This window comes from Algibacter sp. (genome assembly GCF_049667265.1).
Taxonomy (GTDB): domain Bacteria; phylum Bacteroidota; class Bacteroidia; order Flavobacteriales; family Flavobacteriaceae; genus Algibacter_B.
The window spans coordinates 1-14,629 of record NZ_JBATHX010000278.1; the positions used below are offsets into that span (position 1 = coordinate 1).

The 14,629-nt window shown below is 31.8% G+C and carries 12 protein-coding genes; 5 read left to right on the plus strand and 7 right to left on the minus strand.

What is annotated here, in order from left to right; all coding sequences use genetic code 11:
- Nucleotides 1-81: 81 nt before the first annotated feature.
- The 6 genes from WBN21_RS10425 to WBN21_RS10450 form a co-directional block, all read right to left on the minus strand.
- Nucleotides 82-657: a hypothetical protein gene (locus WBN21_RS10425; protein WP_424200024.1), complete on the minus strand. Its 576-nt coding sequence runs from the start codon at nucleotides 655-657 to the stop codon at nucleotides 82-84.
- 235 nt (nucleotides 658-892) lie between these two features.
- Nucleotides 893-1,819 (minus strand): malate dehydrogenase, encoded by a 927-nt coding sequence (locus tag WBN21_RS10430; RefSeq protein ID WP_424200026.1) that lies wholly within the window; start codon nucleotides 1,817-1,819, stop codon nucleotides 893-895.
- A 241-nt stretch (nucleotides 1,820-2,060) separates the two neighbouring features.
- Nucleotides 2,061-3,077 carry a DUF6588 family protein gene (locus tag WBN21_RS10435; protein WP_424200028.1) on the minus strand — a complete coding sequence of 339 codons (1,017 nt, stop codon included), beginning with the start codon at nucleotides 3,075-3,077 and terminating at the stop codon, nucleotides 2,061-2,063.
- 93 nt (nucleotides 3,078-3,170) lie between these two features.
- Nucleotides 3,171-5,717: a carboxypeptidase-like regulatory domain-containing protein gene (locus tag WBN21_RS10440; RefSeq protein WP_424200030.1), complete on the minus strand. Its 2,547-nt coding sequence runs from the start codon at nucleotides 5,715-5,717 to the stop codon at nucleotides 3,171-3,173.
- The gene (locus WBN21_RS10445) at nucleotides 5,704-6,621 is read right to left on the minus strand and encodes a FecR family protein (RefSeq protein ID WP_424200032.1); all 918 of its coding nucleotides are present in this window, start codon (nucleotides 6,619-6,621) and stop codon (nucleotides 5,704-5,706) included. Before WBN21_RS10445 ends, WBN21_RS10440 begins: the two co-directional genes overlap by 14 nt.
- 55 nt (nucleotides 6,622-6,676) lie before the next feature.
- Nucleotides 6,677-7,192: an RNA polymerase sigma factor gene (locus WBN21_RS10450; RefSeq protein ID WP_424200034.1), complete on the minus strand. Its 516-nt coding sequence runs from the start codon at nucleotides 7,190-7,192 to the stop codon at nucleotides 6,677-6,679.
- A gap of 216 nt (nucleotides 7,193-7,408) precedes the next feature.
- Here WBN21_RS10450 and WBN21_RS10455 point away from each other — a divergent pair, with 216 nt between their 5' ends.
- The 5 genes from WBN21_RS10455 to WBN21_RS10475 all read left to right on the plus strand — a co-directional run bounded on the left by WBN21_RS10455 (nucleotide 7,409) and on the right by WBN21_RS10475 (nucleotide 11,877).
- Nucleotides 7,409-8,461, plus strand: coding sequence for a hypothetical protein (locus WBN21_RS10455; RefSeq protein ID WP_424200036.1), 1,053 nt, complete (start codon nucleotides 7,409-7,411; stop codon nucleotides 8,459-8,461).
- Between the two features lie 236 nt (nucleotides 8,462-8,697).
- Nucleotides 8,698-9,750 (plus strand): hypothetical protein, encoded by a 1,053-nt coding sequence (locus tag WBN21_RS10460; RefSeq protein WP_424200038.1) that lies wholly within the window; start codon nucleotides 8,698-8,700, stop codon nucleotides 9,748-9,750.
- An 89-nt stretch (nucleotides 9,751-9,839) separates the two neighbouring features.
- On the plus strand, nucleotides 9,840-10,622 hold the full coding sequence (locus WBN21_RS10465; RefSeq protein WP_424200040.1) for a membrane metalloprotease: 783 nt from the start codon (nucleotides 9,840-9,842) through the stop codon (nucleotides 10,620-10,622).
- A gap of 31 nt (nucleotides 10,623-10,653) precedes the next feature.
- A complete protein-coding gene (locus tag WBN21_RS10470) occupies nucleotides 10,654-11,238 on the plus strand; it encodes a porin family protein (protein ID WP_424200042.1) in 585 nt (194 codons plus the stop codon).
- 177 nt (nucleotides 11,239-11,415) lie between these two features.
- Nucleotides 11,416-11,877, plus strand: a complete 462-nt coding sequence (locus tag WBN21_RS10475; RefSeq protein WP_424200044.1) for a hypothetical protein — start codon at nucleotides 11,416-11,418, stop codon at nucleotides 11,875-11,877.
- An 84-nt stretch (nucleotides 11,878-11,961) separates the two neighbouring features.
- On the opposite strand, the gene gyrB is transcribed toward WBN21_RS10475, so the two are convergent.
- Entirely contained in the window at nucleotides 11,962-13,911 is a 1,950-nt protein-coding gene (gene gyrB, locus WBN21_RS10480) for a DNA topoisomerase (ATP-hydrolyzing) subunit B (protein WP_424200046.1), read from the minus strand.
- Between the last annotated feature and the right edge of the window lie 718 nt (nucleotides 13,912-14,629).

The window sequence follows — 14,629 nt, forward strand, 5'->3', positions numbered from 1 at the left end:
CCGGAATGTTTTAGGCCTTTAAAATAGCTATGTATTTTTAAAGCATCATATATACTTTATTTAACCAAGCTATTATTCCTTTTAGGAAATGGGTCCTGCCCTAACTTCGGGAATTATGTGAAGTGGATTACTTATTTGAATTGTAACGTCTCTACGAATCTTATAAGTAACTTGTATTTGATTTTCTTCGTATTGATAAACTAAACTACCAACCGATAAATAATTTGGATCTAAAAAACGATCGGTTTTTGATTCAATTTCTAAACTAATAGCCCCATCGAATCCCCATCCAGAATTGTGTCCGTTTTGTATTTCGTAAACATCAAGGTTATAACTGATGTTTGAATCTTCAAAAGGATAGTTTTTTGAATCTTTTTCTTGAGAAGTAGAAGGAGTTAAATGAAGCGCAACGTGGTTTGCATCAGAAAGTGTTTCCTTAATACTAACAATATCCGCATCACTAAAATAGGTGATTTTTAATTTGCCGTTTTCAAGTGAAAGTACGTTAATGTTTTCAGCACCTAAATCTTGTAATTGCTGTTTTACATTGGCAACCGTTGTTTCAGTTTGGCGAGAAGTTAAATCAGCATTTTGAAACTGTAATATAATTTCTTGATTAGCCACCGCTATTTGCTGCTGCGAAACAACACCAAACATAGTAAGGCTAAAAATTAATACACTAATGCACCATCTTGCAATCATGCGCCAAATATAAAGAAAATAAATGATTGTAAATTAAATTCCAAGTATCAAAAATACTAAACTCTAAACATATAAACACTTATAGTCAAAACCTGGTTTCATATTGAATTATCATAAAAAAAAAGACTGCCTATTAAGACAGTCTTTCTATTCTAAATATATATTTCCTCTCCATTGGAAAGAAGGGAATTTAAATATCTAATAATGCGTTAGTTTTTTTAACGCCTTCTGCACTTTCTTTCATGTGTGCTTTTTCAGCAGCACTTAAAGGAACATCCACTATTTTTTCAATACCGTTTTTTCCTAAAATTACAGGAACTCCAATACAGATATCATTTAAACCATATTCACCATCAAGGAAAGTAGAACATGGAAACATTTTCTTTTGGTCGCAAGCAATAGCTTGAACTAAACCACTTACTGCAGCTCCTGGTGCATACCACGCAGAAGTACCTAATAATTTAGTTAGTGTTGCTCCACCAACCTTAGTATCAGCTGCAACTTGCTCTAATCTATCTGCACTTAAAAACTCAGAAACTTTAATACTATTTCTAGTAGCTTGACTTGTTAATGGCACCATACCAGTATCACTATGACCACCAACTACCATACCATCAACATCGCTAATAGGAGCTCCTAAAGCCTCAGCTAATCTGTATTTAAAACGTGCAGAATCTAAAGCACCACCCATACCAATAATTCTATTTTTTGGAATATCGAGAGTTTTATGTGCTAAATATGTCATAGTATCCATTGGGTTACTAACAACAATAAGAATCATATTTGGAGAATGTTGAAGTAAACTAGTTGATACCGCTTTTACAATTCCAGCGTTAATACCAATTAATTCTTCGCGTGTCATTCCTGGTTTACGAGGAATTCCAGAAGTAATTACACAAATATCACTATTTGCTGTTTTGCTATAATCGTTTGTTACTCCAGTTATTTTAGTATCAAAACCATTTAATGATGCACATTGCATTAAATCCATGGCTTTTCCTTCAGCATAACCTTCTTTAATGTCTAACAATACAACTTCTGATGCAAAATTTTTGATTGCAATATATTCAGCGCAACTTGCACCTACTGCTCCTGCTCCAACTACGGTAACTTTCATAATATTATATTTAATTAATGTTTAATTTGTTTTGATTTCCTGAGCAAAATTCATCTTTTAATCAAATATTTCATATGATTTTAGTCATGAATCTCAATTATTTTCGCAAATAACCTGCACTAGCAAAATTACGAATTAAAACACAGTAAAAGTAAAAGCACAGGACAAAATCCTATGCTTTTAAACAAAAACTAAATATAACTAACTAAAACTAAACTATTAATATTTTTAAATCACTCGATTATCTAAATCCAAAATTAATACCGACTGAAAAGGCGTCAAATTCTGATAAATGATATTCTGCGTTAAGCCTGAAAAAACCTAACTTTAATTTTGTTCCTATGGTTCCTCTTGTAGAGGCCACTTCACTTGAAATTGAAAATGGATCTACAATAGGATCTGATGTTATTGGGCCATTGGTTACTCTATACGTTCCTAACAAATCAGATTCTGAAGTTCCTTTAATATAGCCTAAACCACCATAAAAATTTATAACTGGCCATTTCGTTGATGCAATAAATTGAAACAACCATGTGTTGGTGTTGTTTTCTATCCGTTGATTTTCACCCTCTATACCCGAAGATTCTGTTAAATCATAAGAACCATCTAAATGCGTATAGGCAACTAAACCTGAAAGCGCTAGAGGTAATACATTATCTGCAGGTAACCATTTAGTAAACTCAATTTGTAAACCTGCGCCATACATACTTAAAGACACGTCTTCAGTTTCTACTTTAGGTACAAATCGCGCTTTCACCTCTATTCCACTACTTAAACCAAGTGAGCCTTGTAAAAATGCAGTAGGTAATAAGTTAGCAGTACCTTCACCAATACCGGTTGGTAATTCTATAGTTTGTGTTTGATTTCCAAAAATTGGATCTTCATATTCAACCTCAACAAAAATTGCTGGATCATTTTCACCTAAAACAGTTGCTACCATTTTTGAAGGCGAACTATCAGGGAATGTTATATTATTATAATCCGCAACCTTTAAATCGAACATTTTGCTCTCATCTTTTATCGAAGCAGCATTTACTATTAAAGCAATTTCAAAACCTCCTAAGGGCTTAGCATCAGCTGTATTAAACCAGTTGGCATTCATACTATGCATTAATCCATTGGTTCCTGGTGCTAAGTAATCATTCGCAAAACGTTCTGAATCTTCCACACCAGCAGCTAAAAGTGCATCAATATCACTTTGTGCTTTTGAAATGGTTGTTACTAGTGCTAGTAACATAAGTAGGATTAACTTTTTCATTTATTATTTTGATTTGGTTTTACAAACATAGGAAAAAAAATACACATTATAACGTTTTATCGAACTAAAATGCATTTAAACGATGAAATAATATTAAAAATCACATCTTAAACTGATGTTAGGCGTTAATCCTAACGATTTATTTTCAATTTTAATTGCAGAATTTGAATCGTTTGGATCTACTTCGTAATACGTATTAATGGTATTCTTTCTATTTAATACATTAATAACACCTATTCTTAAGGAAGATTTTATTGTTTTCGAGATATTTAAAGCATAACTAAGTGAAGCATCCAAACGCATAAAGTCGTCTAAATTCTCACTATTTGGCGCGTCGTAATTTACAAAAACGGTGTTGCCATTTTGGGTTGTCTCATTCCCTTCAATTGGTTTTGTAAAAGGTCGTCCAGACCGCCAAATACCACCAACCGACGCTTTAAAACTTTTAAAAATATCATAATTAAAAGCTAATGAAACTGAATGCCTAATATCTAAATTGTTAGGGAATATAGATGGTGTAAGGGTTTTAAACTCATAATCATTTAAACTATAGGTGTAACTCAACCAAGTACTGTATTTGTTAGCTGTTTTATTTACAAGAAACTCAACACCTTTGGCATTATAACTTCCCGTAGCGTTTAAATATTGAAAATTATTGTAAAAACCTTGGTTTGAAACCGTAATCCCATCAACTATTTTATAAAACCCTTCAACGTCAAACACTAAATTATTTTTATTGAATTCAAAACCAAAAGACAATTGCTTACTTTCTGAAATGGGAACAGATTGTTCATTTGCTAAAATCCATCGTCTGTTTTCTACGCCTAAAAAATCGTCTTGAAAATCGATAATCTGAGTTGCTGATTGATTTTTATATTCGCCTTGCAATTTCAATGCAAAAGCATTAGATAATTTTTGTCTTAAATTCAAACGAGGCTCAATAACTAGCTTATTAAATTTTTGAAAATAATTACCCCTAACACCTACTCTTAAATATGTATTTTTCTTATTAAATTCCAATTCGGTAAAAAGCGCATGGTTTAACAATACATCCTTTTTTGTTTTATCATAGGCTGGCGCACTAACTTCGGTGGTATTTAAAATGCCTATTTCACTAAATTGATATCCACTTAATACATTAAGATTATTATTTATTTTAAAATTAGTTTTTAACTTAATTCCTGTTTCTAAAACTTCGTTAGCTTGGGTTAATTTTTGATCGGTTTCAATTCTATAATCAATAGCATCAACATTATATTGCGAATAAAAAGCTGTAAAATCTGTTAAAAATCGTGCACTCCACTTCCCGTTCCAACTTGCTCCAAAACCTAAATTTTCTTGCTTTAAATTACTGGTTTTAGATTCTGACTCATCTGCATTATTAGTAAAACTTTCTATATAATCTAAGTTATTATATATGCCAATTACATTTGCTCTGAATTTATGATTCTCATTTAAATCGAAAAGTATTTTTGCGGTATAATCATAAAAGAAAAAATCTGAGCTTCTATTACTCTCACTAATATTATCGCTATTAGTGGTAAGCTCGCTATCTTGAAAGCTACGTTCAAAATAATTATCATAGGTTGGAGAGCTTACTATATCTGTAAATGATCGTCTACCAGACACATGTAATGCTAACTTTTTACTAATTGGAACTTCAAGAAAAGCATCTGCATGAATTAAATTTGCGCCAAAGCCACCAGAAAATTTTTCTTCAATAGCGTTCTTAGTAGACATGTTTATTGTGCTTGAAACACCATCACTAAACTCGCTAGATGTTCCATTTTTAGTAACCACAACTTTATTTGTTAAATAGGGGTTATAAGCGGAAATAAGCCCGAAAAAATGCCCAGAATGATACATTTTAATGCCATCCCAAAGCATTAAATTTTGGTCGTTTGTACCACCGCGTACATTAATATTTGCAATACTTTCATTGACACTTTCTACACCTGGCAAAGCTTGTATAGATTGAAGAATATCTGGTTCGGTAAGCCCCGGAAGTATTCCGAATTTTTTGGTATTTAAAACGGTACTTCCGTCAATATACTTCTGTAAACCTGTGGTTAAATACTTTTTTATTAAAATTTGATTTAGAGTTTCACTCTTTTCAATCATGACTATAGTTTTGCAGTCACCATTTAAAAACAGTAACTCTTTTACATCTATCGCTTGTGTTTTAAAGCCTAAAAAGGATATAACAACTTGCTCATTAATTGCTACATCGTCAAGTTGAAATGCGCCATCATCATTTGCTATAACGCCTTTAGAAGAATTACTAATTAAAACAGAAGCACCAAAAAGGGGTTCATTATCAGTTTCTGAAATTAAAATTCCACAAACCGATACCCTTTTTTCAATGGTTGAAATGGTTATATAACGCTCAGTTAAAAACTTAAAATTTAGGATTGTTGTTTTATTAAGATCTTCAATAATGCTTTCAAGCGTATCGGTTTCTAAAGGTTTTTTAACCGAAACAGTACTTATTTCATTTTCCGAATAGGAAAATTTGACATCAAACTTATTTTCTAAATTTGGAATGAGATCTATTAGCTTTATTTTTTCTTGAGCCTGTGCAGCAAAAGAAAAAATAAAGACCATTAAAAATAAAACAACTAAAGATTTATTTAGATTCATAGTTATAAAACTCAACTTTTTTACCGTTTATTTTATAGCTTAATTTTAAAGGAATAGTGACAGATTGTAAGGAAATATTTTTATCTGTATGTGTAAAACTACCTGAAAACAACTCTGATGTATTAACATTTTCCGCATTAATAAGGATATCGTATTGAACTTCTAACTCATCAATAACTTGCCAAAGCGGTACATTATCAAAACTAGATTCCTTTGCCAACCACGACGGATTTTTAGCATTAAAATCTTTAATAGTTATAATTTCTCCATTAACTACCCTAAAGGTTTTACCAGGCGTTAAAATTACTTTTCCTTGATTACTTGTTACACTTACAGCACCTTCATAGCACTTAACTTCAAAATAATTATCGCGTTCCTTTACATTAAATTGTGTGCCTAACACCTGTATTGAACCAGCATCAGTATTCACAGTAAATTTTCTTCCTTTAGTTACTTTAAAAAAGGCTTCTCCATCTAATTCTAGATTTCTATTTTCTTTCCATTCTTTTTTATTGAATGACAATTTAGATTGAGCATTTAAAATAACTTCAGAATCGTCAGGTAAATTAAATGTTTCTGTTTGTGCTATTTGAGTTTCAAATGATGCTGCATTATTTAAGAATAAAAAATAGGACGATGTTAATAATACAACTAAAACCGCCGCAACCTTCATAAACGATTTAAAGTTTAAAGGAATCACCTTTGGCTCTTCTTTTTTAATTAATCGTCTAGATTTAAAATCTGCCAATGCTTTTTCAGCATCTATTTGTGGCACCTCTATTTGCTTGGTATAGAATCTCGCTTTTTCTAAAGCCGAAAAGTCTTCGTTAGGATGCGATTTTTTAATTTCTTCCGTAGAAATTTCGCCATCAAACCATTTTAATATGTCGTTTTCTTTTTTCATTTTCTTAACGATTTACATACTTAAGACAACCGTATTGTAATTTACCCTACTTTAATTAAATATTTTCTATATGAGTTCTAAATATTTTTAAAGCTCCCGACATTCGTTTTTCTACTGTTTTTTGAGAAATACTTAAAAGTTCGGCTATTTCTCTATACTTTTTTCCATCAATTCTATTTAATAAAAACACTTCTCGTTGTGGCTCGGACAACAAGGCTATCACGTTTTGCAATTTTGTTTTAAACTCTTCTTCTTCTAACAAATATTCTGGACTCTCGTTTGTTTGATCAATATAAGGAGCTGCTTTTGCATACTCCATAACCACCTTATTATGTTTTATTTTATTTAAAAATAAATTATTAACGGTAGTAAACAAATACGTTTTTGCCTTTGTGAAATCAATTTTTGAACAATTTTCCCAGATTTTAGAAAATGCATCCTGTACCAGATCCAAAGCATTATCCTTATCACCACATTTATAGTAAGCAAAATTACTAGCGTGCTGTATATGCTCTAAGTAAAAACTATTAAAGTAAGTTTCTTCACAAAGCTTAGAATCGTTATTTGACATTTTACAGTAGGTATATAAATTAAAAAATCATTACAAAAGTAGGGTAAATTTATTTTTAGTTGTCTAAAGGTTGTAAAACAATAAAGTGCGCATTACGAAACTTAATTTAAAGCTAAAAAAAAATCTTTAAAAAATCGTAGGGTAAACTTAAAATGAATTGTCTTACTCATAGAAATCGAAAAATAATAAAAATTTAAAAACCCAAAACTTAAAATTATGAAAAATCTAAAATTTATTACAGCAATCTTATTAATGTCATTTGTAGGATTTACGTCGTGTTCTGATGAGGACGATAAATTAAACGGAGACAACAACAAAACTAATGCAGCCAACTCTCAAGCTGCCCAAAACTTAGAGCGATCATCAATGCATAATGGTAGTTTTGATGACTTTTTAGATGGCATATCATGTTCATCTATCTTATTACCTGTTACGGCAACTGTAAATGGAACTGACGTTAATGTTATTAGCGAATCTGATTACACAACAGTAATTGACATTTTGTCTGAATATAATAACGACGATGATGAAGTTGTTTTACATTTTCCATTATCTGTTAAATTAAGTAACTATACTGAAATTCAGGTTTCTAATCAAATTGAATATAATGCATTAGTAATGGCTTGTAATCAAGCTGAAAACGCTGCTGAAACTGCAATAAATTGCTTAGACATCAATTTCCCTATAACAATATTCACTTATAGTTTAAATTTTGACCAAACAGGTAGTGTTGTTATTGAATCTGAAGAGCAATTATACACTTACATGAATGATTTTGGAAATGATGAATATTTTGCCGTTAATTATCCAATTACAGCTAATATGAATAGCGATACCGTAATTAGTATAACAAGCGATTTAGACTTACAAACTAAAATTACTGAATGTATTGCTACGGAAGATGAAATGGAAGAAGCTGAGGAAAATGCGGAAACTATTGAAACAATTTTAGTAAATGGTATTTTTAAAGTGCAATCGTTTGTTGATGCGAGCGTTGAAAAAGCTAATAATTACGCTGATTATACAATAAATTTTGCAGGCGATTTAACATGTACTGCTCAAAATACAGCTAATTCAACTATTGAAAACGTACAAGGAACTTATAAAGTAGCATCACAAACAGAAGTATATATTAACTTAACCTTCTCTGGTAACGCAACTTTCGAATTATTAAATAATTCATGGGAAGTTACCAGTTCCTCTCAAAGCTCTATTTCATTAAAGAGTTCTACAAATGCAGCAGTAACTTTAATTTTAGCCCAAATATAATTAGGTTTGCATTTGTTTCTTATGTTAAGGTTAAAACAGCTGCCAAAATATTGGCAGCTGTTTTTAATTTTATAAAACTGTTTCCTTATTTTGCAAATCTTGTTTTACTATTTATAATAGTATTTAAAAAATATTAATTTAGAGTAGGGTAAATTATAATTCAGTTGTCTTAAATACAGAAAGCGAAAAAAGTCGCTCTGAAAAATAAAATTATAACAACCCAAAAAATTAAAATCATGAAAAATTTCAAATTTCTAACAGCAATCTTTTTAGTATCAGTCTTATCATTTACATCTTGTCAAGATGAAATTGATAGCGAAAATGGAAATAGAGAAAACACAAATAGTGCAACTTCTCCAACAGCAAACAATTTAGAACGCTCATCGATGTACGATGGTAGTTTTGATGATTTTTTAGATGGCGTTTCATGTTCATCTATTTTATTACCTGTTACTGCAACTATCAACAATACTGAAATCACAATAGTTAGTGAATCTCAATATGAATTAGTGTTAAATATTCTTGGAGAATTTATTAATGATGATGACAGTATTGAGTTTCAATTCCCTTTATCAGTTAAACTTAGTAATTATACTGAAGTTGAGATAACAAATCAAACAGAGTATGATGCCCTTATCGATGCATGTGAAACCGCAGAGAATGAGGCTAAAAACGCAATTAATTGTTTAAATATCGATTTCCCGATCACAATTTTAACTTTCGATTTAAACGTTCAGCAAACGGGAAGTGCAATTATTGAATCTGAGCAAGAATTATATGCATACATGAATAACTTTGATGACAATGCTTTATTTTCAGTAAGCTATCCTATTACTGCTACTTTAAACAACGATGCTGTTGTTGAAATTTCTAGCGATATGGATTTACAATCTAGAATTACTGAATGCCTAGGCACAGACGAAACTATGGTAGAAGCTGAAGAAAATGCCGATGAGTTAGAAGCAATTTTAGTGGAAAGTAAGTTTAAAGTAGAATCTTTTATTACTGCAGGTATAAATACAGCTAATGATTATGCTGATTATACTATGGATTTTGCAAACGATTTAACAATTACTGCTGAAAACACAGTAAATACAACAATTGAAGATGTAGAAGGTACTTATGAAATAGCCTCTGAACTTGAAGTATTCATTTCCTTAACTTTTTCTGGAAATGCAACCTTTCAATTATTAAATAATACTTGGGAAGTAACAAGTTATTCTGAAAACACAATTAGCCTACAAAGCTCAACAAATGCTGCAGTAACTCTAGTATTAACTAAAATCTAAAACTAGATAAGTATTTGTTACGTATGTTATGGTAAAACAGCTACCCGCGCCCAAAGGGTAGCTGTTTTTAAAAATAAAAAAATAGAAAAATGAAATATAGAGTTTTAATAGCAAGCTTAATTTTAACAATCCTTTTTGGATGTTCAAAAGATGAAACTAACACAACTGATGAAGATCAAACTATCAATATTGATAAAAATCTAAACAGACAAACAACAGGAAGTTCTGCCAACGATTTATTATCAGACAATAGCTTTAAAAGTATGGTTATTGAATTGGTTTACGTTGATGGTTTTGAACCTACTCAAGCTACTATTAATAATTTTGTTTCATTTTTAAGTAATAGAACATTTAAACCTAATGGTATAACCGTTGAAAAACGAGCAATACCCTCTCCAGGAAAAGACACTTACACGATTGAAGCCATAGCCGAAATTGAAAGAGAACAACGAGAACTTTATAACACAGATAATAAAATTGCCGTTTGGGCCTTATTTATTGATGGAAAATCAGATAAGGATTCTAATTCTGGCGTCGTACTAGGAACAGCTTATTGGAACACCTCTTTTGTAATTTACGAAGAAACCATTCAAGGTTTAAGTAATAGTCCTTTTGAACCAGATAGAGACTTGTTAGAAACTACCGTTATTACTCATGAATTTGGACACATACTTGGTCTTACAAATTTAGGCTCGCCTTTACAAAGTGAACATGAAGATGATGAACACCCAAAACATTGCAATGTTGAAAGTTGCCTAATGTATTGGTCTGCCGAAACTGGGGCTGGAATTACTAATTTAACAAACATGAGCTCTGCACCTCAACTAGATGCGCAATGTATTGCCGATTTACAAGCCAACGGCGGAAAATAAAAAACTTACTTCAAACTTAAATTATAATATAATGAAAACTAATTATTTAACTTTAGTTATAATACTGTGCGCCACTTTTTTTATGAATGCACAAGAAAAACAAACTTCTAACACCGGCATAAAACTAGGTTACAACTTAGCAGCTGTAAGTTTTGATGGTGAAACTGAAACGGGACAACGACACAGCTTTCATGCTGGTTTTTATGGTGAATCGTTTTTAAACGAAGCTGTGGCATTACAAATTGAGTTTTTATACTCACAACAAGGCTACGAGCTAGAAGACAATGGCGGAACATTTGCCCAAAAATTAGATTATATCAATTTGCCGTTGTTACTAAAAATATATCCTTCCAAAAGCTTTTATATAGAAGCCGGACCACAAGTTGGTTATGCCATTTCTCATAAAGAAGAATTTGACAGTAGCTTTGGTTTATTTGACACTTCGCAAGAGTTCGAACCTAATAATTTTGATTGGGGTATAAACTTTGGTGGCGGTTTTAAAACCGAAACAGGAGTTAGTCTTGGCGTAAGGTACCATCTTGGTTTAGGAGGTGTTTATGACGAAGGAAATCCACAGAATAGAGTTTGGCAATTTTCCTTAGGGTTTGATTTTTAAACACCTAATTACTATGCTTATAAAAGTTAGTTTATGAATTTAAACTAGCTTTTTTTTTGTTTTATTTTTAAATAAAATCAATAAAAACCAAATTTTTAGTAGGGTAAAAAACGTTAAAGGTGTCTTATTTATGTAGGGCGTTAAAACGCTTATTAATAATCTTAAAATATTATAGTCATGAAATTATTTAAAACATCAATATTCATTATAATCGTATGTCTTTCATCTGCTTTATACGCACAAGACACAGATTCTGAAGACAATAAAGCTATTGACAGAAAATCATATTACGAAAAGCGTGCTGCAGAAGATGCTAAATTCGAGCAACAATTCAAAGCTGAAAATGAAGCCGAAGAAGAAGCTTTTTGGGAAGCACAAAAAGACTATGAAAAAAATTTAAAAAGAAATGACAGAAAAGCGCACCGTGCCTATATGAATGGAAAAAGAGATGCATACGCAGAACATTACGAGCATTGCGATTCTCATTGCCATCACGGACACCATTATTACAACCATGCCTCTTTTTATTATTACAGGTACGATGGTTATTACTATGATAGGTACCCAAGAAACAGAGCTACAATTAGTACAGGTGTTAGAGTAAGTTCTCCAAGTGTTGGTGTAGGTTTAAGATTATAATAAATTAGTTTGATTTTGCCCCAAATCTATAACCAAAAAAATGCCGCTTAAAAGCGGCATTTTTAATTATAAAATAAAATTTACCTACGCATCAATATTTGCGTAAATGGCGTTCTTTTCTATAAATTCTCTACGAGGTGGTACTTCATCACCCATTAACATAGAGAAAATTCTATCGGCTTCTGTACCATTATCAATTTGAACCTGACGTAGCGTTCTAAAATCTGGATTCATGGTAGTATCCCAAAGTTGCGATGCGTTCATTTCTCCAAGACCTTTATAACGTTGTATTTTAGATCCATCTCCAAACTCTTCCATAATTTTTACACGCTCTGCATCACTCCATGCATATTGTTTTTTTGCGCCCTTTTTAACCAAAAATAACGGAGGTGTCGCAATATAAATATGGCCATTTTCAATTAACTCCTTCATAAATCTAAAGAAGAACGTTAAAATTAATGTTTCAATATGACTACCATCAATATCGGCATCACACATAATAACTACTTTATGATAACGTAATTTTGAAAGGTTTAAAGCTTTACTATCTTCTTCGGTTCCTATGGTAACCCCTAAAGCTGTAAAAATGTTTTTAATCTCTTCGTTTTCAAAAACCTTATGAACCATGGCTTTTTCAACATTCAATATTTTTCCACGCAATGGCAAAATAGCTTGAAACTCTCTATCACGTCCTTGTTTTGCAGTTCCACCTGCCGAATCTCCCTCAACAAGAAAAACTTCACATTTTGTAGGATCTTGCTCTGAACAATCAGACAGTTTTCCTGGCAATCCACCAATGCTCATAACCGTTTTACGTTGCACCATTTCACGTGCCTTTTGAGCTGCATGACGCGCTTGAGCTGCTAATATTACTTTCTGAACTATGATTTTAGCATCATCTGGGTGCTCTTCTAAATAATCGGTTAACATTTCTGAAACAGATTGACTTACTGCTGCAGAAACCTCTCTATTCCCTAATTTGGTTTTAGTCTGCCCTTCAAATTGTGGTTCTTGCACTTTTACTGATATAATAGCCGTTAACCCCTCACGGAAATCATCACCAGCAATATCAAATTTTAAATTTTTAAGTAACCCAGATTCATCTGCATATTTCTTTAAAGTCATGGTTAAACCACGTCTAAAACCAGATAAATGCGTACCTCCCTCATGGGTATTGATGTTATTTACATAAGAATGTAAATTTTCAGCATAAGATGTATTATATACCATAGCCACCTCAACTGGCACGCCATTTTTTTCACCTTCAAACGCAATCACATCTTTCATTAAAGGCTCACGAGTAGCATCTAAATATTTGATAAATTCTTTTAACCCTTCTTCAGAATGAAATGTTTCACCTTCAAATTCACCATCGTCCTTTTTGTGTCTTTTATCAACTAAATGAATGGTAATACCTTTATTTAAATACGATAATTCACGTAAACGACTTGCTAAAGTATCATAGTTATATTCTACCGTTTGAGTAAATATGGTTGTATCTGGTCTAAACGTAACGGTGGTTCCTCTTTTATCAGTTTCCCCAATCTGTTTTACAGGATACATAGCTTTACCACGCTCGTATTCTTGCTCATAAACTTTACCGTCTCTATAAACCGTTGCACGTAAATGTTCAGATAAAGCATTCACACAACTCACACCAACACCGTGCAATCCACCAGAAACCTTATAAGAATCTTTATCAAACTTACCGCCTGCTCCAATTTTAGTCATTACAACCTCAAGTGCAGAAACTCCTTCTTTCTTGTGTAAATCTACCGGAATACCACGTCCATCATCCTCGGTAGTAATCGAGTTATCCTCGTTAATAATTACGGTAATATTATTACAATGTCCCGCTAATGCCTCATCAATCGAGTTATCTACAACCTCGTACACCAAATGGTGCAAACCACGTGTTCCAACATCTCCAATATACATCGAAGGACGCATACGCACGTGCTCCATACCCTCTAAGGCCTGAATACTATCAGCCGAATAATTATGCTTATTAAATTCTTCTTTAGGTTCGCTCATATTATTTATTTCTAATTATTTATTGTTCAAAAACACCACAAATTTTTTGGGCGTTACCACAAGGGTCGCGTTTTCTCTACTCGCTCCCTCCTATCGTCGGGGAGCTCAAACATACCGTTCAATCCCTAACGCATCTATCCGCCAAATTCAAACCGTAATTCATGTGACTTTTTCTATTTACAAAAGCAAGAACCATCAACTCATCACGTTAAAACTCAGCATAAAAAAAAGACGCCCAATAGCATCCTTCTGAATACAAACAAATATACGAAATTTTAAGCCTTTTAGAAAGCATTTTATCGAGCCATTTAGATAATTATCAACATTTGTTAATTACTTAAAAACGTCTTAAATCGTCTAAAAATGATCTTAAAATTGATTTTGATTTTTTTAGTAAGCCTTTGAAATCAACAAATACATAGAATGGCTTAGAATCCATATTTCAAGTTCTTTTTTAAAGTATTTTACTCATAAAAAGTGCGTTTTTTGAGTTAAAATGATGTTTTAATCTACTAAGGAATAATCATAAATCAACAATTACATTAGATAGGCTAAAGAACCTACAAATTAACTTTACCTTTTTTAATAATTTCATAATACCCAATAGGATATCCGAAAAAATAGTGTCTACTATATATATTCTACATATATTTGAACACAGTAAACAAACTATGAGAAATAATAACAATAATAATTTCAATAATCCTAATTTATAGGA

Bases quoted from the DNA above. Each gene is read 5' to 3' on its own strand.
- WBN21_RS10425 (WP_424200024.1), bottom strand. From the start codon at position 657: ATGTTTGGTGTTGTTTCGCAGCAGCAAATAGCGGTGGCTAATCAAGAA.
- WBN21_RS10430 (WP_424200026.1), bottom strand. From the start codon at position 1,819: ATGAAAGTTACCGTAGTTGGAGCAGGAGCAGTAGGTGCAAGTTGCGCT.
- WBN21_RS10435 (WP_424200028.1), bottom strand. From the start codon at position 3,077: ATGAAAAAGTTAATCCTACTTATGTTACTAGCACTAGTAACAACCATT.
- WBN21_RS10440 (WP_424200030.1), bottom strand. From the start codon at position 5,717: ATGAATCTAAATAAATCTTTAGTTGTTTTATTTTTAATGGTCTTTATT.
- WBN21_RS10445 (WP_424200032.1), bottom strand. From the start codon at position 6,621: ATGAAAAAAGAAAACGACATATTAAAATGGTTTGATGGCGAAATTTCT.
- WBN21_RS10450 (WP_424200034.1), bottom strand. From the start codon at position 7,192: ATGTCAAATAACGATTCTAAGCTTTGTGAAGAAACTTACTTTAATAGT.
- WBN21_RS10455 (WP_424200036.1), top strand. From the start codon at position 7,409: ATGAAAAATCTAAAATTTATTACAGCAATCTTATTAATGTCATTTGTA.
- WBN21_RS10460 (WP_424200038.1), top strand. From the start codon at position 8,698: ATGAAAAATTTCAAATTTCTAACAGCAATCTTTTTAGTATCAGTCTTA.
- WBN21_RS10465 (WP_424200040.1), top strand. From the start codon at position 9,840: ATGAAATATAGAGTTTTAATAGCAAGCTTAATTTTAACAATCCTTTTT.
- WBN21_RS10470 (WP_424200042.1), top strand. From the start codon at position 10,654: ATGAAAACTAATTATTTAACTTTAGTTATAATACTGTGCGCCACTTTT.
- WBN21_RS10475 (WP_424200044.1), top strand. From the start codon at position 11,416: ATGAAATTATTTAAAACATCAATATTCATTATAATCGTATGTCTTTCA.
- gyrB (WP_424200046.1), bottom strand. From the start codon at position 13,911: ATGAGCGAACCTAAAGAAGAATTTAATAAGCATAATTATTCGGCTGAT.